The following is a 19,366-nucleotide window of genomic DNA, read 5'->3' as shown; positions in this document are numbered from 1 at the left end:
ATGCCAACACTCAATTTCAAAGGAAAAACATTTGTACAGAACCACCACCTGGCGGTGAAATTTCACCAATTGGTGCCAAAAAAGGAAAAGAGCCTGACGGACAATGTTTCCTTATACGACAACCTGATTGTGCAGGGCGACAACCTCAAAGCCCTGAAAGCCCTTTTGCCCAACTATGCCGGAAAGGTCAAGTGCATATACATTGATCCGCCCTATAATACCGGAAATGAAGCATGGGCATACAATGATAATGTTAACAGCCCTATGATAAAAGATTGGCTGGGCAAAGTGGTGGACAAGGACGACCTGACCCGGCACGACAAATGGCTCTGTATGATGATGCCAAGATTAAAGTTGTTGCGTGAATTACTAAGTGAGGATGGCGTTATTTTTATTTCCATTGATGATAATGAATTACACAGACTAAAATGCCTGATGGACGAAATATTCAGCGAAGACAATTACGTAGCGGATATTGTTTGGCAAAAATCAAAAAGAGGTGATGCAAAGCTTATCGCTGGAATCCATGAATACATTCTCGTTTACACCAAGAATAAAAAAGAGAACTTAAAATTAGGTAACTGGCGAAAGTTCAAAGACGGTGTTGATGAGGTTTTAGATTATTATTCCAAGCTAAGGAAAAAGTACAAGGAGGATCACGATAAGATTCGTGAAGAAATGCAATTTTGGTATAGTTCTTTGCCAAAGGAAGATGAAAAGAGAAGGCATAAACACTATAGCTTTTCGGATGAAAGAGGATTATACTTTCCAGATAATTTTGCTGGACCAGATGATGGCAGAAAAAATCGACCGAGATATGACATAATTCATCCTGTCACAAAGAAGCCATGCAAAAAACCATCCACTGGTTGGCGATGGGATGAAGAGCGAACAAAGAAAGCCTTGGCTGAAAATCCACCAAGAATTCATTTTGGGCCAGATGAATCTACCGTTCCATGTCGTAAAACATACCTTAAGGACGTAACAAAAGAACCATTCGGGTCTGTTTTTTATCGTGATGGTAGAGCTGCCTCTGCTGCTGTAAAGGAAATTCTTGGCTCTAAACAATTTGACTTTCCAAAGAGTAGAGATGTGTTGAGCGAGGTTTTTGACTTAGTGCTTGATGAAAATGATATCGTTCTTGATTCTTTTGCAGGTTCTGGTACTACCGCCCATGCCGTTTTAGACCTGAACAAGGAAGATGGTGGCAATCGCAAGTTTATTTTGGTGGAAATGGAAGATTATGCCAATGAAATTACTGCAGAAAGAGTAAGGCGTGTTATCAAAGGTGTACCATCGTCCAAGAACTTTAAAGAAGGAACAGGCGGCACATTCAGCTATTTTGAACTGGGCGATCCCATAGAAATGGAAAGCATCCTGCACGGAGAAAATCTCCCTTCTTATGAGGATTTTGCGCGCTATCTGTTTTATACCGCAACAGGAGAGGAGTTCAATGCAGATCAACTGGATAAAAAGACAAACTTCATCGGCAGCAGCAAGGATTATGAAGTTTACCTGTTTTACAAACCTGATCTGGAATACTTGAAATCAACTGCCCTTACTTTGGAGCGTGCCAGGTCATTGGGAGCCCACAATGGCAAGCCTGCCTCCCGTAGCGGTAGCGAAGGGAGGAAACGACTGGTCTTTGCGCCCGCCAAATTTGTGGATACGCATACCTTGCTGGAATTGCGCATAGATTTTTGTCAGTTGCCTTTTGAAATTTATAAAATGAAAGGCTAATGGAATTAAAAGAATACCAAAAGAAAGTAATTGAAAGGCTGAGGGAATACCTTTTGGCCCTTTCCGAGTTCAAAGGCAAGTATGAGAAAGCCATTGAATTTGACCCGGAAATGGCAATGGATTACAACTTTCCGAGAAAGGCATGGGAAAAGAGTATTGGTAAAGTCTATCATTCAAGTACAAATGGGATTGGTGAGCCATTGCCCGAGTTTTATATCAAAGTACCTACTGGTGGAGGTAAAACCATTTTGGCTTGCCACAGCATTGACCTTGTCAACAAAACCTACTTGAAAAAACAAACTGGGCTTGTACTGTGGATTGTGCCCACTACCCAGATATACAGCCAAACCCTTATTAACCTTCGCAATAGGGAGCATCCATATAGGCAAACATTGGATATTTCCAGTGGGGGCAAAACGCTTATTAAGGAAAAAACAGATCACTTCAACAGGTTGGATACAGAAGAAAACCTGGTTGTTTTAATGCTTATGCTCCCTTCTGCCAATAGAAAAAACAAGGAGACATTAAAAATATTCCAGGATTCTGGTGCTTTCACTGATTTTTTCCCATCAGAGGATAATTTCAATGCCAATGAAGCACTGTTGGAGCAAATCCCCAACCTTGATTATTTCGGAGAAAAAGGAGAGGCTTTTGGAAGAACGCTAAAAACCTCTATGGGAAATACATTGAAAGTGCTGCAACCCATTGTAATTATTGATGAAGGGCATAAAGCATACAGTGACAATGCCCGCAATACCATTAGGAATTTCAACCCGAAAATGCTTATTGAGTTGTCTGCTACACCACCGAAAAACACCAATAAGTTGATTGAAATTACAGGCAGGGAATTGAATGAGGAGGAAATGATCAAATTGGATATTCACCTGACCAATAAATCCAGCCTGGATTGGAAAGATACTATGCTTTGCTCATTGGAAAAGCGGAAGCAGCTTGAAAAGAAAGCACATGAATATGAGCAGAACACCGGTGCTTATATTCGCCCCATCAACCTCATCCAGGTAGAAAACACAGGAAAAGACCAGCGAACAGGAAAAAGCATCCACTCAGAGGATGTTAAGGAATTTCTCATCAAGCAATGCAATGTTCCCAAAGAGCACATTGCCATAAAAAGCAGCGACAAAAATGACATTGAAGGCATTGACCTGTTTTCAGATGATTGCGAAATCAGGTATATCATAACCAAATATGCTTTACAGGAAGGATGGGACTGCTCTTTTGCCTACATCTTGACCATTTTGACAAACCCAAGCTCACAAACCGGAATTACACAGTTGATTGGCAGGATTCTTCGCCAGCCATTTGCACGAAAAACCAAAGTAAAAGACCTGGACGAATGTTATGTGTACACCTATCGCCAAAATGCCGCTACGCTTGTAAAAGGAATCAAAAGTAATTTAGAAAGCGAAGGTCTGGGCGATATTGCAGGACGCATTTCGCTTGACAGCGGTGATGAAGCCAACGGGTCAGTTTTGGCTGAAAGGGAAATGCGCTATCGGGAACCATTCAAAAAATATGAAGGCAAAATTTACCTGCCCAAGTTTGTGGTACAGGAAAAAGACAGTTGGCGCGATATTATTTTTGAGGCTGATATCCTTAATGAAATAGATTGGAGCCACGTTAATCTTGATGCTTTAAAAGATGTTTCACTTTCCAATTTCAGGCGAAAGGAACAGGAATTGATCATCGGCATTTCAGAAGAAGAACAGGAACTGCTCAAGGAAAAAGGCCGATTTGAAAAAACTGGAAAACTGGAAATTGATGATGTTTTCCTAACAAGGCAAATCCTGGATATTATTCCCAATCCGTGGATTGGTCATGACTTAGGGAAGAAAGCTTTGCAACTCTTTTTAGACCGTTACGATAAGGATGCTGTTTCAGCCAACTTGGTTTTCATTATTGAAGAACTTAAAAAAGTACTGGAAAAAGAACGAAACCGACTTGCAGAAGAAGTTTTTAAAAAATTGGTACAAGAGAAAAAAATCTGCTTTTTCCTTATCACAGATAAGGGAGGTTTCAAAATTCCACCCAGAATAAAAGTTAGAAGTAACAAACAATTGGTAAGGGATGACAATACACCCGTAAAGAAAAGCTTGTTTGATTATGTTCCTGAAGAAAATGTAAATGAGCTGGAAAGATCGGTAGCAATATACCTTGACAAGCAAGAAAACCTATTGTGGTGGTACCGAAACATGAGCAAGCAGGATTATCACATTCAGGGTTGGAAAAAGAATAAAATCTATCCCGACTTCATTGCATCGGAGATCAACAAAGAAAATGAAAATGATTATGGAAACGTGTATGTTCTTGAAACCAAAGGGCTACACTTGAAAAATGAAGACACTAAATACAAACAGGATGTATTTGCCCTGTGCAATGAAATGGGTGCCAAAAAAACATGGAAAGAACTCAATCTTGACTTTCCTGACAAGAAAGTGGAGTTTCAGGTGGTATTTGAAGATGAGTGGAAAAGCAGGGTTAATAAATTATTCCAGTAAAATCCATTTTTGTTTACAACAATACCTCTCTTAGTCTTTTTTAACAGCCCCATAGCACTAATGGAATTTGATTAAGACAGGGATTTTCATTAACTTAATGGAGTTTCACTAAAACTTTCAGCTATGAAAAATCTCACTCAAATCTTCGCCCTTTCTGTTCTATCAGCTTTTGTTTTTCTTTTTTCAACTCAACACCTACAGGCACAATGCTCGGTAGATGCAGGAAATGATACAAGCACTTATTTGGGCTATGCGCCTTATTCTTGTGTCACATTAAATGCAAGTGCAACGGGGACCGCCCCGTTTTCTTTTTTATGGAGTACAGGCGATACCACTGCCTCCATTATCGTCTGCGATACGGTAGATACCGATTATATCGTGAGCATTACGGATTCCAATGGCTGCACCGCATCGGATACGGTATCCGTTACAGTTGTGGATGTACGCTGTGGAAACAACAACGACAAAGTTTTGATTTGCCACGTGCCGCCAGGCAATCCGGCCAATGCACATAGCATATGTGTGGGTGCCCCTGCTGTTCCAGCACATTTGGCACACGGATGTTTCCTGGGCAATTGTCCCACTCCTCCGCCTCCACCCTGCACTGTTGATCTGGGAAGCGATACTGCCTTTTGTTCGGGCGATACTTTGATGCTCGATGCCGGTTCAGGATCATTTAGCTATCTGTGGTCCGACAGCTCCACTGCTCAAACCCTGGCAGTAAGCCAAAGCGGAACTTATTTTGTGGAAATTTCCGACACATTGGGCTGCAGTGCTTCAGATACCATCAATGTGGTGGTGTATGATTCACCTGTAGCAGATGCCGGAGCCGACACCACGCTTTTTGCTCCCGCCTGTGTTGACTTAATGGGAACTGTAAGTGGAGGCACAGCACCTTATAATTATTCCTGGAGCAATGGTGACACTACAGCATCTACTACAGTATGTGATTCAGTAACAAATTCATACACCTTTACGGTTGTTGATTCCAATGGCTGTACTTCTTCAGATGAAGTAATTGTAGAGGTAATTGATACTTCATCAACGCAGCCGTCCTGCGACAGCAACAAAGTACTGATATGCCACGTACCTCCCGGAAATCCGGGCAATGAGCACAGTATTTGTATTGACTCAAGCGCATTGGCTGCTCATCTTGCCCATGGCGATTATGTAGGGCCATGTGCCAATGGACAAAAAACGGGTCACTTTGGAGATGTGGGCAGTTATCCCAATCCTTTTTCCAATGAAGTTTATCTGACTTTTACTGTTTCAGAAACGGTAAGGGCAAGACTCGAACTGTTCAATATGGCCGGACAGCGCATTGCAGTATTGTTTGATGGCCATGCACAAGCCAACAGCACATATGAAGAAGTGCTGAATACAGCAGATTTATCAGAAGGTGTTTATTTAGCACGATTGGTAACTGAAGGAAAAAAACCTGTTTTCCACAAGTTGATCCTGCAACGCGACTAATGGCTTGAAATTATTTTTTAAAATTGCGGCACAGCTTTATTTGTGCCGCAATTTTATTTTATAGCTGCTGCCTCTGTTGAAAATTATGCGGGTAAATATTTTCATTTAAAACCTGTTCCGTATCGGGATAATCGCTATATTTGGCAGTTAATTATTATCCTTTTAATTCCCTTGATGGAAATGACAATTGTGACAGAAAGGAATAAATCGTAAAGGATAGGTTAAATTAATACTGCAAACCCTTTGGGCAATTTGAAATATAAAAATAACACAGCAATGAAATTTATTGTATCGACTAGTAATTTATTGAAACAAGTGCAATTGGTAAGTGGAGTGATCAGTGCAAATACGGTCTTGCCAATTCTGGAGAATTTTCTTTTTAAAATAGAACCCAATAAACTGACGGTTTTTGCTACAGATTTGGAAACTTCCATGTCTTCAACACTGGAAATTCAATCGGAAAAGGAAGGGCTGATTGCCGTGCCTGCAAAAATTCTTTTGGAAACTTTGAAGACTCTGCCTGAGCAGCCATTGACTTTCAGTTATGATGAAAAATCCTATGCTATAGAAATTACATCAGAAAATGGACGCTATAAACTGGCCGGAGAGAATGGTGAAGATTTCCCGAAAATCCCGGAAGCAGAAAATGTTTCTGATATTCATATGCCTGCTTCAGTATTGAACAATGCTATAAGCAAAACGCTTTTTGCTGTTAGCAACGATGATCTTAGGCCTGCAATGACAGGAGTCCTTGTACAGTTAGATGAGGATGGAATTACTTTTGTAGCAACAGATGCACACAAGCTGGTGCGCTACCGCAGGTTAGACACGAAGAGTGATGAAAGTGGAAGTTTTATTGTTCCAAGAAAAGCGTTGAATCTTTTGAAAAATGCTTTGCCAAATAATGAAGATGCTGTAGTAGATGTTTCGTATAACAACTCCAATGGATTTTTTAGTTTTGAAAACATCAAGCTCATATGCAGATTAATTGATGCCAAGTTTCCGGACTACAATGCAGTAATTCCAACGAACAATGAAAGTCTGTTGACCATAGGAAGAAAGGAATTGCAGGATTCACTCAAGCGAATTGTGATTTTCTCAAACAAAACCACCAACCAGGTAATGATGCGCATAGCAGGTAGCGACCTGCAGGTTTCAGCCCAGGACCTTGATTTTTCCAATGAAGCAAATGAAAGATTGACCTGTAATTTCAAAGGCGAGGACATGGAAATTGGTTTTAATGCCAAGTTTTTGGCTGAAATGCTCGGAATTTTAGAAAGCGATGAAATCAATCTTGAATTGGGTGGGCCAACCCGTGCCGGCATTCTTTTGCCTGCTGAAAAAGACGACAATGAGGAATTGATGATGCTAGTAATGCCGGTTATGCTCAATAGCTGATAATCAATCCCATTTTTATTATCTTATACCAAACAAACCATACCCCATGAAAAAATATATACTTCCTGCTGTAATGATATTGCTGACGCAAATTACTACAGCACAAATCACTGTAAGTGAAAACCAGATCATACAAATAGGCGAAAATGCAACCCGTGAAACCGATACCATTCCAAACATCAGCGGTTTTATGAATACCGGAGCCGATCTGTATTGGGATTTCAGGGGGCACAATAAACATACCACCGCAGTAACAAATGCTGTAGATCCGGCAACTACGCCCTATGCTTCTGATTATCCAAGTTCCAATCTTTGCATGACTGCCGACAATATTACTTTTGTTTACTTTGAAAGTTCGACAGCAAGCAGTCATTTAGTTGGTTTGGCCGGTGACCCACTTAATTTAGGGGTAACAATGACTATCGAAATTGATCCACCATCTCTTATTTATGATTATCCATTGGAATACCTCAAAAACTTTAGTGGCAGTTATAAAATCAGTGAGAAAGGCGATGGGTCTGCTTTTGGTGTTGATTCCGTTTGGTTGAAGAGAGAGTCAGAACATTTCGATACTGTTGAGGCTCATGGTTTAGTTGAAACCGACTATGGAATTTACAAAAGCATCAAAGACAAAAGAGTAGAATATATTGTTGATACTATTTTTGCAAAGTTCTCCGTATTTCCTGGCCTTCCTGCACAATGGAATCAAGTAGATCTTATATACGACACACTTGTAAATTATTACTTCCATACCCGAGAAGGTAAATTGCCCGTAGCAGAGGTTTCTACCGATTTACAGGGTGATCTGGATTCCACTACATTGATCATTACACAAGCAACACCAGAACCTTTGGCCAATTTTGGCTTTGAAGACGCCTGTGTGGGCCAAGTGGTGCAATTCACCGACAGTAGCATTCAAAATCCTTCATCATGGCAGTGGGATTTTGGTGATGGAAGCAATGGAAGCACACAGCAAAACCCAAGTCACACTTATACTTCATCCGGTCAATTTACGGTAAGATTAATTGCAAGCAGAAATTATCCAGACACACTTGAAAAAACCATCACCATCAATGAAGTAATAGCCGATGCAGGAGCTGATGAAGATATTTGTCCTGGTGATACTGTTACACTCACTGCATCAGGTGGTGTGGGTTATGCTTGGAACAACAATTCTACAGATGCAAGTATTACTGTAAGCCCATCCTCTACAAGTACATATTCTGTAACGGTTACGGGAGCTACCGGGTGTACTGATGCTGATCAGGTGACGGTGAATGTACTTCCCGAGCCAAGCCCTGCATTATTTGATGCGATTATCTGTAATGGAAATCCTGTAACATTAGATGCTGAAAATCCGGGAGCCACTTACAACTGGTCAACTACTGAAAGCAGTCAAACAATAACCGTGAGCACACCCGACACGTATGTAGTAACCATTACCGACCCTTCTTCTGGTTGCTCTATTACAGATACAGCAGTAGTAACTACCGGTTCAAACCTGAATGTGCCACTTAACGATGTAGATGCCTGTGAAGGCGATACGGTGGTGTTGAATGCAGCCAATTCAGGGGCGGATTATATATGGAATACAGGGGATACCACCCGGACTATATCTGTTACTTTAGATGGATCATATTCAGTAACTGTGGATGACCAGAGTTGTACAGGGACAGGTACTGCCACAGTAACTTTCCACGCCAATCCCGAGCCTGAAATTACGGGTGATTCCGTGATTTGTGCAGGAGACAGCACTTATTTATTTGTAAATACAACAGACAATATTACTTGGAGTACATTTTCCGGAAATGATAGCATACTGGTTAGTCCCGGGGCTGATCAATACTATTCAGTGGAACTTGAAGACGCATTGGGCTGTACCGGAACCGACAGTATTTTGCTCACCGTTAACCCGCTTCCAAATGCACAGATTACAGGTGATACAGAAATATGTACTGGCGATCAGACCACCTTGACTGCAAGTGGAGGGACTGATTACGAGTGGAGCAATTTTGAAACTACAGCAAGTATTCAAGTAAGTCCAACATCTGATTCTACATATTCGGTTATAGTTACGGATACAAATACATGCTCCATTACAATTCAGGAAACGGTTGTAGTAAATGCCTTGCCAAATGCCAGCATTATCGGGAACACGGAAATTTGCGAAGGGGAAACTACAACTTTGACCGCAAGTGGAGGCACAGATTATGAATGGAGCAATAATAATGAGACTACTGCAAGCATCCAGGTGAATCCTTCATCTGATGAAACCTATACGGTAATTGTAACAGACAACAATACTTCTTGCTCAAACACTGCACAGGAAACTGTAGAAGTCAATGCACTGCCAAATGTTGATTTTGCTTTTGGTGATACAACAATTTGCTTTGATCAAGTCAGCACCTTAGCATTAGAGGCGACACCACCCGGAGGTACTTTTAGCGGGGTGGGCGTGAGTGGAAGTACATTGGATCTTACAGTACTTGTTGATTCTAATCTAAACAGCTCTACTGTGTTTTATACCTATACCGGATCAAACAATTGTACTGCCGAAGCATCTATTGATGTGATATATGGGGCTTGTCCGGGTATTGAGGACTATCGCGCAAATATAGATTATCAACTGTATCCCAATCCAAGTAGCAATGGGTTTTATGTAAAAAGCAATATTTTCCAGGATAAAGACATTACTTTATCACTTATTGACTTAAATGGAAAAGCACATGTTGTTACCCGTGCTGATCGTTCAGAAAACTTTATTTCTACAGCAGAATTGGCTGAAGGGTTGTACTTTTTAATTGGCAGAGACAATGATGGAAGAATTCTAATGGAAACCAAGGTTCAGGTATTGCGCTAAACTTTAGGCATAAATTTTAAAAAACCTGTCAAATAAATTTGGCAGGTTTTTTTATGCTCAAATTTTAGCTACACCACCGGAAACCATAAATTTCATTGCAGTAGATACGTCAATATCAATAAGTGTTACACAGCTTTTGTCAACGATATACAGATTGCCTGAAAAATTGTAAGAATGCGGAAAGTAAACAGCCACTTTGGCTTTCAAACCAATGCCTTCAAGATCTGATTGTGTCAGAAATCCCATTCTTTGTAATTGCTCGCTTCCTGCAAATTTGACCAGCACTACTTTTTCAAACTTTTTCTCTTTCCCCACAAAAGCAGAAAACAGATCCTTCAATGAAGTGTAGATAATTTTAAGCAAAGGTGTACTTTGAAAAACCTGCTCCATAAAATTATAGAATGGACGGAACAAAAGGGTAGAACCCAGCCAGCCGAGAGCAGCGAGCAACAAAATCATTACCACAAAACCCAGCCCCATAAAGCGAAAACCAAACAAGGTTTCTATCAAGTCATTGGCCATATTGTCGAGCCAGAGAAAGGTGGCCAGAAAAATATAAACGGTGATAATGAGCGGGGCAAATAAAAGCAGACCTTGCAATAGGTATTTTCCGAATTGTTTCATGCTTGTAGATTTGATTTTCTTGAATCTGAGTATAGTCTAAGAAAAGGAATTTTACTGATAATTCTGCTTTTATCAAGCATTCTGCTCAATAGCCTTAATGATTATTTCAGCTGCATTCTTCAGTTGCTCAAAACTGATGATTAGCGGAGGACCAATGCGCATGCATTTATCCGAAAAAAGAAACCAATCGGTAACCACACCTTTTTCAATACAGGCATCAATAATGCGCTTGTTCTGCTCAAAATTTTCGAACTCCAAACTCATCATCAGGCCTTTTCTTCTTTTTGCCAGAATCGAAGGATGTTGCAGCAAATTTTCCAAGTATTTGCCTTTTTCCTCTACCTGATCGATATGCCCCTCTTCCAGTAAAATTTCCAGCGCTGCATGACCGGCACGACATGAAACAGGATGCCCACCAAAAGTAGTAATATGACCCAGAATGGGGTTCTCTTTTAGGCAAGACATAATTGCTGAAGAGGTAATAAAGGCACCAATTGGCATTCCGCCTCCCAGACTTTTTGCAGAGAGCAAGATATCTGGAACAATACCATATTGTTCGAAAGCAAAGAGTGTCCCTGTACGACCCATTCCGGTTTGAATTTCATCCAATATTAGCAAGGCCCCGGTTTCAGTACATTTATTTCTGAGCTTTTTCATAAATGCCTCACTTGCCGGGTGAATACCTGATTCTGCCTGTACCGGCTCAGCAATCACACAGGCAGTTTGATCAGTGATTTCATCCAGCATTTCGCTGTTGTTGAATTCCAGTGCTTTGATGCCGGGCAATAGCGGCCTGAAGGGGTTTTTAAAATATTCATTGCCCATAACGCTCAAGGCACCATGGCTACTGCCGTGATAGGAATTTTTAAAGTGAATGATCTCAGCTCTTCCGGTATATTTTTTGGCAGTTTTCATTGCTCCTTCTACAGCTTCAGAGCCTGAATTGACGAAATAAACGCGATCAAGTGAACTTGGCAATTGTTTGCATAAGTAATCTGCAAAACATACATGTGGCGCATACACATACTCCCCATAAACCATCAGAAACATAAATTTTTCTGCCTGCTCTTGAACAGCTTTAACTACTTTGGGATGACAATGCCCCACATTGCTGACACTAATACCAGAAATCAGATCAATATATTGCTTGCCTTTAGTGTCATAAAGGTAGATGCCCTCGGCACGTTCAATTTCAAGTAATAATGGAAAATCAGTAGTTTGCGCTACTCTGGATAAAAAGAGCTGCCTGAGTGTGCTCATCTTGTAAACTGTATTTTAATTCTCGCGCCTGATTAATTGCCCGTCTTCAAAGTAAAATCTTTCCTTAACATTACCCTGACGGTCAAAACGTATAAAATCTCCATCAGCTTTGCCATCTTCATAAAATCGTTCAAATTCTTTTTGTCCGTTCTGATAATATCCAATAAATAAGCCATGTTCTTTTCCGTCAATAAAGTGGCCTATGGTTGATATTTTACCGTTAGGCCAATAGGTTTTAGAAGTTCCGTGTTCCTTGCCCATAACATAGTTTCGCTCCCACTTCTTATTGCCATTTTCATACCAGGTCGTAATTGTGCCGTGTTCTTTGCCATCTTTGTAATTGCCTTCAAACCCTAACTGCCCATTTTCATACCATTCTCGCCATAGCCCGTCCTTAAGGCCATTGTTAAAGTATGTTTCTGCTACGAGTTTGCCGTTAGAGTACCAAAATGGCCATTTGCCCTGCTTTTCACCTTTCACATAATTTCCTTCAGCTCTTTTCTGTCCGTTTTTATACCAGTAAGACCAAAATCCTTCTTTTTTATCGTCTTGATACCCCCCCTCTGATTCTACCTGGCCATTGGTGCCCATATAACGCCATATGCCTTCTTTTTTGTCATTGCTATACTGGCCTTCCTGCATTATATTTCCGTTGGCATACCACTTTTTAAATTCGCCTTCATAAGCCCCTTCTTCATGAAAAGCATGTGTAGCAAGTTTTCCATTTTCAAACCAGGTTTTAGATTCACCTGTAATTTCACCATTATCGTAATATTCTTCAGCACCTAATTGGCCGTTTTCATGCCAAAAACGATATACACTGTCTTTGAGGCCTTCATTGTAATATTCTATAAATTTAACTTGTCCTGATTCATACCAGGTAGTAGCTTTTCCGTGTTCTTTTTTACCATTGAAATTTACCTCACTTCTTACTTTTCCATTTTCATAGTATTCAATTTGCCTGATCTTTTTTTCATTTTCTCCTTTTCCTTGAAAAGTAATAATTACCTGTGGTTCACCATTTGCATAATTTCTGAGAACAACATCACGCGTTTTTTCCTTTTTATCACATGCCTCTGTTAAAAACAATAAAGGAAAGATAAGCAACAGCAGATAATATTTATTTGCACGATTTTGGAGAAGCATATTTTTCAATTGTGCGGCCTGTTAAATCTCATTAAATTTGTTTGAAACAAATGAAAACAGCCCGCATTTCTTTTTTAACAAGATTAATTTATAAAAATAAACCAAAGCAACTTAGCTAAAAGTATTTATTATCAGTTTACTTTTGAAAAAGAAAATTGAAATTACTTAAAAGTATTTAGAATGTTTAAAAAGGGCAGCTTTCTGTACAGTATATTTTTTCACAAATGTCCTCGCTGTCATGAGTCGAGCATGTTTGTGGAAGAAAACCCCTATAAGATTTCACGGCTTTTTGAAATGAATAAAACTTGCCCTGTGTGTGGTCAGGATCCCGAGCTTGGAGAAATAGGCTTTTACTGGGGAGCAATGTATATTGGCTATGCGCTAAGTGTGGGTTTGTTATTGATCATGATTGCTGTTGCTCATTTCATTTTTGGACTTAGTGTACTTCATTCAATTATTGTGGTCAGTTTAATTCACTTGATATTAATCCCTTATGAGTTTCGAACAGCTCGAATGATCTGGGTCAATATGTTTGTGAAGTACAATCCAAATTGGAAAAATGAAGCGCCTGTATGGAAAGATTAATTTTTTTGAATGATTGAGCAACTTTTTTATATTCGCTTACGTCTAACATAATACAATCTCATAATCTAAATTTCAAGCCTAATACAAAAATGTTTAAGAAAATTGCCGACCGTTTTATTATAGCTTTTTTAATCTGGGACATCCTGTATTGTGCTTATATGTTGTTTGTTGTTTATCATTTTCCGGGAACTAAAATTGCACTTTTAGATTCGGCTATAAATATCCCTTCCGAATATATGGTTGCCAGGAGGCTTTACGCAATACAGGCTTATGTAATATTAATGGTGTTGTTTGTCTATCTGGGCATGCGCAAACGCATTTGGGATTTTGGAAAACAATTGGTGGATTCCGTTTATTCAGAAAACACAAAAGATGAGATTGCTACATAATTTTTAAGGGTATTTTTATCTCAAGTTGTGCAAGTCTAAGAATACCGTCTCCTCAAAAGTAGTATAGGGAACTCTAAAATTAATTTACTTTACCTGCCCTCTCAATCCCAATTCAATGACTTCCGGTTTTTCAATTTTTCCTGCATTCAGTTGAAAGCGCAAACAAGTTTTGATTTTGTGAAACCCATAATTTCCTGCTGCCCCAGGGTTCATCGCAATTAAATGCCTTTTTTTATCAGGCATCACTTTCAGGATATGCGAGTGTCCGCAGATGAAAATATTGGGTTTGTGCATTTCAATTTGTGGTAAAATACCAGGGGCATATCTACTAGGATAACCCCCAATATGGGTCATAAATATTTTAACTCCTTCCAATTCAAAAATTTGATTTTTAGGAAATTCCAGACGCAATTCCTTTCCATCAATATTGCCGTAAACAGCCCTTAGTATATTCCATTTTTTCAATTGATCTGTTACTTCATTTGTGCCAATATCACCGGCATGCCATACTTCATCTGCTGCTTTTATGTATTTTTCCAGTGCAGGATCAAGAAAGCCATGTGTGTCTGACAAAAGGAGTATTTTTTTCATTCGATTAAAGCTTTAAAGCTGTTGGAAAAAACGTCAAGTCAATTGCATTTTTTGCTTGTTGAAATCCCTGATCAAAAAATAATACCAAATCACACCCACAGCATATAATCCAGCCGTGATAAGGAAAATATTGACATAAGCGAAATCCTGCGCCCGCAAGACCCTGAAAATTTGACCGCTTATAAACCAGCTTCCCGACCAAATACTTGCATTCAATGCACTTACAAGTTCATGATTTTTATCCCCTACATAATACATCGACAGCTCAGAAGTCATTGGCCCGGCCATATTCATTAGCGGTTGTCTAATAATGTAAAAAGTCACGGCAATATATACGGCAAAAGCCATTTCAGTGTACCACTCTGTTGTCGCCATCAACACCAGCGCAAGAATAGAAAGTGTCTGAATAAAAGTAATTGCAATTTCATAGCCATATCTTCTTCTAATATTCGGAATCATAACCATTCCAACAGCAACCAATGCATAGGTAATAGAGCCGAGAATTGAAAATACAGAAGTTCCTATACCATGAACATTAAGAAAAAACAGATTGATAAAGGGAATGGTAAACCCCGCACCTATGGCAATAATAAAAGTGGGAATACATACCATTATTATTCTCCCCCAATCGTGGTGTCCTGCCAGTTTTTTCCAGGGAATGCGTTGGGTCACTTTTTCCTGAATATCAATTTTCAAAATGAAATAAATGGCGGTGTATCCCAAAAAAGAAAAGATCAACAGCAATATTTTTTCATCAAAATACATCGAAACATATTCCAGTAAAAAGGCACTTACAATACCGCAAATGAATATTGAAATACTCCAGGTCTGGAAAAATGCGGTGATTGATTCTGAATGCTTATCAGAGGAAGTATTTAACAACATAAACGGTAGTGCAGTAATTTGTATAAAAGTAAAACCGACACCCCACAATACCATTGCAGCTTTTAGCAGAGTATAATAATGATATTGCGCACTGAAAATAATAATCAGCGCAAAGGTGGGAACCATGACGGTTGCCTACAGGAAAAAGGGCTTTACTTTTTTTCCTTTAATGAAAAAACCCAGCGGAAAAGCAAATAGCATTACTGCTAGAAAACGATAGGATACAAGGTCGGCAATTTGGTAATCCTCCAGGCCAATGGCATCAAAATAATAATTGAGCAGTAGAAAAAAGGATGAATTGATAAACTGTAAAAAGAACTCTGCAATCAACAGATAAACAATATGCCTGTCTAATTTTGTGTAGAAATCTATGTAGTTTTTCAAAACTTGTCCAACTTTTCAGAAACGAAGGCAAATATCTGTTTTTTTTCTGCGGGGTGAAACCAATGAATTGCTTCCTGATTTCTGAACCAGGTCAATTGTCGTTTGGCATATCTTCGGGTATTGCGTTTAATTAATTCTACTGCTTTTTCCTTTGTGGTTTTGGAATCGAAATAATCGAAAAACTCTTGATAACCTACTGTCTGCAATGCATTCAACTTCTTTAAAGGATAAAATGCTTTTGCTTCTTTTTCCAGCCCTGCTTCCAGCATTTGATCCACTCTTTGATTGATGCGCTCATACAAATTTTTGCGCTCCATTTCCAATCCAATTTTTAAAATATCGAAGGAGCGATTAGCACGTTTTTGATTTTTAAACTCCGAAAAAGCCTTATTTGAATGCAGGCAAACTTCAAGTGCGCGAATTACCCGTTGCGGGTTTTGGATTTCACCACTTTTGTAGAATTCAGGGTCTAGCGTTTTTAATTTATTCTGTAAAAATAATAAGCCTTCATTTTCAAGTTGTTCATTCAATTCCTTTCTGATTTCAACCGGAATTTCAGGAAATTCGTCCAGCCCCTCCCACAATGCTTTGATATATAGTCCGGAACCACCTACTGCAATCAGCACATCTTTTTTAAGAAATAGTGCTTCAATTGTTTTTAATGCATCCTTTTCAAATTGCCCTGCGCTGTAATTTTCTTCTACAGAAAGCATATCGATAAAATGGTGTGGTATTTTTTTAAGCTCTTCCGGGCTTGGCTTGGCTGTGCCTATATCCATATTTTGGTAGAATTGACGGGAATCAACTGAAATTATATCAGTATTGAATTTCTGAGCCAGTTCTATGCCAAGGGATGTCTTACCAATAGCAGTAGGGCCAATTATTGAAATCAGAGTTTTAGGCATGCGTCAAAAATAAAGAATAGCTGTGTCAGCTCTACTAACCTGAATTTGATAATTAAAAACTTAGACTCAAACCCGCTTAATAGAAGCGCCCAAAGCGTTCAGTCGCTGATCGATGTTTTGGTAGCCCCTGTCAATTTGATTGATATTGTGAATATGGGAAGTGCCTTTGGCAGAAAGTGCTGCGATCAAAAGTGAAACACCCGCCCTGATATCAGGCGAAGACATGGAAATACCGCGCAGTGGATAGGCTTTATCCAAACCTACAACCGAGGCTCTGTGTGGATCACACAAAATAATCTGCGCCCCCATGTCGATCAATTTATCTACAAAGAACAAGCGGCTTTCAAACATTTTTTGGTGAATCAATACCGTGCCCCTTGCCTGTGTTGCTACCACCAAAACTATACTGAGCAAATCGGGTGTAAAGCCCGGCCAAGGCGCATCTGCAATGGTCATTACCGAGCCATCGATAAAAGTCTGTATTTCGTAGTGCTCTTGCGCAGGAATATGGATATTGTCTTTTTCAATATTGAGCTGAATACCCAATTTGCGGAAAACAGTTGGAATCATGCCCAAGTGTTCCACCTGAACATCCTTTATGGTAATTTCAGAACCGGTCATGGCTGCCAAGCCGATAAAACTCCCAATTTCAATCATATCGGGCAATAGGCGGTGGTCCGTTCCGCCCAATTCGTTTACTCCTTCTATGGTCAATAAATTGGAGCCAATACCAGAGATTTTTGCACCCATTCTATTGAGCATATTGCAGAGCTGTTGCAAATAGGGCTCGCAAGCGGCATTGTAAATAGTTGTTTTGTCCTTTGCCATACTTGCTGCCATCACAATATTGGCAGTTCCGGTAACAGATGCTTCGTCTAAAAGCATATAGGTGCCCTGCATGTTTTTCGCCTCGGCAGAATAGAAATTATCCTCTGGATCGAAAGTGAATTTTGCCCCGAGATTTTCAAAGCCAATAAAGTGGGTATCCAATCGTCTTCTACCGATTTTATCTCCACCCGGACGTGGCATATATGCTTTCTTAAAGCGCGCCAACAATGGCCCTACTATCATGATGGAACCGCGCAATCCACCGCCTTTTTTCTTAAAAGTATTGGATTGCAAATATTTTAGGTCAACATTATCGGCCTGAAAAATATAAGTGTGTTCGTTTTCCTTTTCAATACTGACACCGAGTTCGCCAAGTATTTCAATCAAAAGATTGACATCCCGGATATCGGGAATATTGGAAATTTTTACTTTTTCTTTGGTGAGCAATACGGCACAAATCACTTGTAGGGCTTCATTCTTTGCGCCTTGTGGTGTAATGCTACCGCTTAGTTTTTTACCGCCTTTTACTTCAAAAGTATCCACTATTTCCTGCGATTTCTTTTGTTATTGCTGCGGGGGTTATTGCTTCTTTTCTTGCCAGAGTATGGTTTACGCTTGCTTCTATTGGATTTTGCCAATGTGTCTAAATTGGAATCTTCAGTCAATTCCAATTTATTGCCGGAAAGCTTTTGAATGTCTTCCATTATGATTTGGTCATTCACATTTTCCTTGTTCCAGTTTTGATAAACCAATTTCATGTAATTGCCAATCACTTCTGCAAAAGCCTTTTTCTTTTCCTCATCATCAAATTCCTTGGCTTTTTCTATCAGCGATTCCACATTTTTGCCGTAGTGGCGCAATTTGATTTTGTGCTTTGGATAACCGGGATGTTTTGGTTTGGGCTGATCCTCTAATCTTGGTGGAGCGGGATAGGGTGCGTCATCTACATCCAGTTTGTAGTCCGACATCATGTAGAGGTGATCCCACAATTTGTGTTTGAAATCGTCCACATTTTTCAAGTGCGGATTCATTTGCCCAAGTAAATCTATAATGGCCAGTGCCAATTCTTTTTTCTTTTCGGAATCTTCCATGGTGGTAATGTGCTCAATCATGCGCTGCACATTCCTGCCGTATTCTTTAAAAACCAATTGGTTTCTGGTGGTATTGTATTTCATCTGTTTTAAATTATTGGCTTCAAAGTTAAGCAAAGTTTTTGGAGTGGTATGCCATTGCATGTAAGCAATGTATTGAGATTTGAATGAACCTTTACCTATAAATATCTTTTCGAAGTCCAACAGCAATAACAATTACGATTAGTTGCTTGTCCTTTATTTCATAAATAACACGGTACTTTCCTTTGCGAATTCTATAAGCTGCTCTCCCTTTAAGTTTTTTACAGGATCTTGGTCGAGGATTTTCAGCTAAATGATCAATGGCTTCTATTATTGGATCAGCAATATTATCTGATAGTTTATCCAGTTGCTTTCTGGCTTTTCCAGTAAGCTGTACCTCATATTCAGGCATTACGGGCTTTGCGTTTTTTTATGTATTCTTTTAAAGGAATCCTAGTGCCATCATCTTCTTTTTTGGCCTGGTCATAAACTCTTACATCTTCTAGTTCTTCTAATTCCTCTAATATTTTTTCATATTGGTTCATAGAAAAAACTACTGCTACTTTTTTACCGGAATCATCTTTAATATAATGTGGCTTAGGCAAACTCATAATAATATTTTATGCTGTTTATTACAGGTACAATGCAAAAAAAGGAAAATTAGTTGTTA

The 19,366-nt window shown here is 39.5% G+C and carries 18 protein-coding genes; 7 read left to right on the top strand and 11 right to left on the bottom strand.

Annotated elements, in window-relative coordinates; genetic code table 11:
• The 5 genes from WD048_16675 to WD048_16655 all read left to right on the top strand — a co-directional run bounded on the left by WD048_16675 (position 1) and on the right by WD048_16655 (position 9,987).
• Complete coding sequence (locus WD048_16675; protein MEX0813855.1) at positions 1-1,740, top strand: site-specific DNA-methyltransferase; 1,740 nt, start codon at positions 1-3, stop codon at positions 1,738-1,740.
• Positions 1,740-4,256, top strand: coding sequence for a DEAD/DEAH box helicase family protein (locus WD048_16670; protein MEX0813854.1), 2,517 nt, complete (start codon positions 1,740-1,742; stop codon positions 4,254-4,256). The genes WD048_16675 and WD048_16670 overlap by 1 nt, the downstream gene beginning before the upstream one ends.
• A gap of 123 nt (positions 4,257-4,379) precedes the next feature.
• Positions 4,380-5,729, top strand: coding sequence for a T9SS type A sorting domain-containing protein (locus tag WD048_16665; GenBank protein MEX0813853.1), 1,350 nt, complete (start codon positions 4,380-4,382; stop codon positions 5,727-5,729).
• A gap of 276 nt (positions 5,730-6,005) precedes the next feature.
• On the top strand, positions 6,006-7,127 hold the full coding sequence (gene dnaN / locus WD048_16660; GenBank protein MEX0813852.1) for a DNA polymerase III subunit beta: 1,122 nt from the start codon (positions 6,006-6,008) through the stop codon (positions 7,125-7,127).
• Between the two features lie 46 nt (positions 7,128-7,173).
• On the top strand, positions 7,174-9,987 hold the full coding sequence (locus WD048_16655) for a PKD domain-containing protein (GenBank protein ID MEX0813851.1): 2,814 nt from the start codon (positions 7,174-7,176) through the stop codon (positions 9,985-9,987).
• Between the two features lie 57 nt (positions 9,988-10,044).
• On the opposite strand, the gene WD048_16650 is transcribed toward WD048_16655, so the two are convergent.
• From WD048_16650 to WD048_16640, 3 genes are all read right to left on the bottom strand, one after another.
• Positions 10,045-10,611 (bottom strand): DUF502 domain-containing protein, encoded by a 567-nt coding sequence (locus WD048_16650; GenBank protein ID MEX0813850.1) that lies wholly within the window; start codon positions 10,609-10,611, stop codon positions 10,045-10,047.
• A gap of 72 nt (positions 10,612-10,683) precedes the next feature.
• Positions 10,684-11,871: an aspartate aminotransferase family protein gene (locus WD048_16645; protein MEX0813849.1), complete on the bottom strand. Its 1,188-nt coding sequence runs from the start codon at positions 11,869-11,871 to the stop codon at positions 10,684-10,686.
• A 15-nt stretch (positions 11,872-11,886) separates the two neighbouring features.
• Positions 11,887-13,017, bottom strand: a complete 1,131-nt coding sequence (locus WD048_16640) for a toxin-antitoxin system YwqK family antitoxin (GenBank protein MEX0813848.1) — start codon at positions 13,015-13,017, stop codon at positions 11,887-11,889.
• Between the two features lie 180 nt (positions 13,018-13,197).
• On the opposite strand from WD048_16640, the gene WD048_16635 reads away from it, so the two are divergent.
• A complete protein-coding gene (locus WD048_16635; GenBank protein MEX0813847.1) occupies positions 13,198-13,602 on the top strand; it encodes a DUF983 domain-containing protein in 405 nt (134 codons plus the stop codon).
• Between the two features lie 89 nt (positions 13,603-13,691).
• Entirely contained in the window at positions 13,692-13,991 is a 300-nt protein-coding gene (locus WD048_16630) for a hypothetical protein (GenBank protein ID MEX0813846.1), read from the top strand.
• 84 nt (positions 13,992-14,075) lie between these two features.
• Here the strand turns inward: WD048_16630 and WD048_16625 are convergent, their stop codons facing one another.
• The 8 genes from WD048_16625 to WD048_16590 all read right to left on the bottom strand — a co-directional run bounded on the left by WD048_16625 (position 14,076) and on the right by WD048_16590 (position 19,307).
• The gene (locus WD048_16625; GenBank protein MEX0813845.1) at positions 14,076-14,582 is read right to left on the bottom strand and encodes a metallophosphoesterase family protein; all 507 of its coding nucleotides are present in this window, start codon (positions 14,580-14,582) and stop codon (positions 14,076-14,078) included.
• A gap of 33 nt (positions 14,583-14,615) precedes the next feature.
• Positions 14,616-15,593, bottom strand: a complete 978-nt coding sequence (locus WD048_16620; GenBank protein ID MEX0813844.1) for a hypothetical protein — start codon at positions 15,591-15,593, stop codon at positions 14,616-14,618.
• A gap of 9 nt (positions 15,594-15,602) precedes the next feature.
• Positions 15,603-15,851, bottom strand: a complete 249-nt coding sequence (locus WD048_16615) for a hypothetical protein (GenBank protein ID MEX0813843.1) — start codon at positions 15,849-15,851, stop codon at positions 15,603-15,605.
• Positions 15,848-16,756 (bottom strand): tRNA (adenosine(37)-N6)-dimethylallyltransferase MiaA, encoded by a 909-nt coding sequence (gene miaA, locus WD048_16610; GenBank protein ID MEX0813842.1) that lies wholly within the window; start codon positions 16,754-16,756, stop codon positions 15,848-15,850. Before miaA ends, WD048_16615 begins: the two co-directional genes overlap by 4 nt.
• Before the next feature lie 66 nt (positions 16,757-16,822).
• The gene (gene murA / locus WD048_16605) at positions 16,823-18,127 is read right to left on the bottom strand and encodes a UDP-N-acetylglucosamine 1-carboxyvinyltransferase (protein ID MEX0813841.1); all 1,305 of its coding nucleotides are present in this window, start codon (positions 18,125-18,127) and stop codon (positions 16,823-16,825) included.
• Positions 18,127-18,819 (bottom strand): DUF4290 domain-containing protein, encoded by a 693-nt coding sequence (locus tag WD048_16600; GenBank protein ID MEX0813840.1) that lies wholly within the window; start codon positions 18,817-18,819, stop codon positions 18,127-18,129. Before WD048_16600 ends, murA begins: the two co-directional genes overlap by 1 nt.
• A gap of 31 nt (positions 18,820-18,850) precedes the next feature.
• Positions 18,851-19,108, bottom strand: a complete 258-nt coding sequence (locus tag WD048_16595) for a type II toxin-antitoxin system RelE/ParE family toxin (protein ID MEX0813839.1) — start codon at positions 19,106-19,108, stop codon at positions 18,851-18,853.
• Entirely contained in the window at positions 19,101-19,307 is a 207-nt protein-coding gene (locus WD048_16590; GenBank protein ID MEX0813838.1) for a hypothetical protein, read from the bottom strand. Before WD048_16590 ends, WD048_16595 begins: the two co-directional genes overlap by 8 nt.
• Positions 19,308-19,366: the final 59 nt, after the last annotated feature.

The organism is Chitinophagales bacterium (genome assembly GCA_040877935.1).
In the GTDB taxonomy this organism is placed as follows: domain Bacteria; phylum Bacteroidota; class Bacteroidia; order Chitinophagales; family CAIOSU01; genus JBBDNB01.
The sequence above is the reverse complement of the archived record's forward strand: the minus strand, read 5'-3'. Positions and strand labels throughout refer to the sequence as shown.

What these genes read in the sequence shown, in the direction of transcription:
- WD048_16675 (MEX0813855.1), top strand. Translation starts at nt 1, where the DNA reads ATGCCAACACTCAATTTCAAAGGAAAAACATTTGTACAGAACCACCAC.
- WD048_16670 (MEX0813854.1), top strand. Translation starts at nt 1,740, where the DNA reads ATGGAATTAAAAGAATACCAAAAGAAAGTAATTGAAAGGCTGAGGGAA.
- WD048_16665 (MEX0813853.1), top strand. Translation starts at nt 4,380, where the DNA reads ATGAAAAATCTCACTCAAATCTTCGCCCTTTCTGTTCTATCAGCTTTT.
- dnaN (MEX0813852.1), top strand. Translation starts at nt 6,006, where the DNA reads ATGAAATTTATTGTATCGACTAGTAATTTATTGAAACAAGTGCAATTG.
- WD048_16655 (MEX0813851.1), top strand. Translation starts at nt 7,174, where the DNA reads ATGAAAAAATATATACTTCCTGCTGTAATGATATTGCTGACGCAAATT.
- WD048_16650 (MEX0813850.1), bottom strand. Translation starts at nt 10,611, where the DNA reads ATGAAACAATTCGGAAAATACCTATTGCAAGGTCTGCTTTTATTTGCC.
- WD048_16645 (MEX0813849.1), bottom strand. Translation starts at nt 11,871, where the DNA reads ATGAGCACACTCAGGCAGCTCTTTTTATCCAGAGTAGCGCAAACTACT.
- WD048_16640 (MEX0813848.1), bottom strand. Translation starts at nt 13,017, where the DNA reads ATGCTTCTCCAAAATCGTGCAAATAAATATTATCTGCTGTTGCTTATC.
- WD048_16635 (MEX0813847.1), top strand. Translation starts at nt 13,198, where the DNA reads ATGTTTAAAAAGGGCAGCTTTCTGTACAGTATATTTTTTCACAAATGT.
- WD048_16630 (MEX0813846.1), top strand. Translation starts at nt 13,692, where the DNA reads ATGTTTAAGAAAATTGCCGACCGTTTTATTATAGCTTTTTTAATCTGG.
- WD048_16625 (MEX0813845.1), bottom strand. Translation starts at nt 14,582, where the DNA reads ATGAAAAAAATACTCCTTTTGTCAGACACACATGGCTTTCTTGATCCT.
- WD048_16620 (MEX0813844.1), bottom strand. Translation starts at nt 15,593, where the DNA reads ATGGTTCCCACCTTTGCGCTGATTATTATTTTCAGTGCGCAATATCAT.
- miaA (MEX0813842.1), bottom strand. Translation starts at nt 16,756, where the DNA reads ATGCCTAAAACTCTGATTTCAATAATTGGCCCTACTGCTATTGGTAAG.
- WD048_16600 (MEX0813840.1), bottom strand. Translation starts at nt 18,819, where the DNA reads ATGCAATGGCATACCACTCCAAAAACTTTGCTTAACTTTGAAGCCAAT.
- WD048_16595 (MEX0813839.1), bottom strand. Translation starts at nt 19,108, where the DNA reads ATGCCTGAATATGAGGTACAGCTTACTGGAAAAGCCAGAAAGCAACTG.
- WD048_16590 (MEX0813838.1), bottom strand. Translation starts at nt 19,307, where the DNA reads ATGAGTTTGCCTAAGCCACATTATATTAAAGATGATTCCGGTAAAAAA.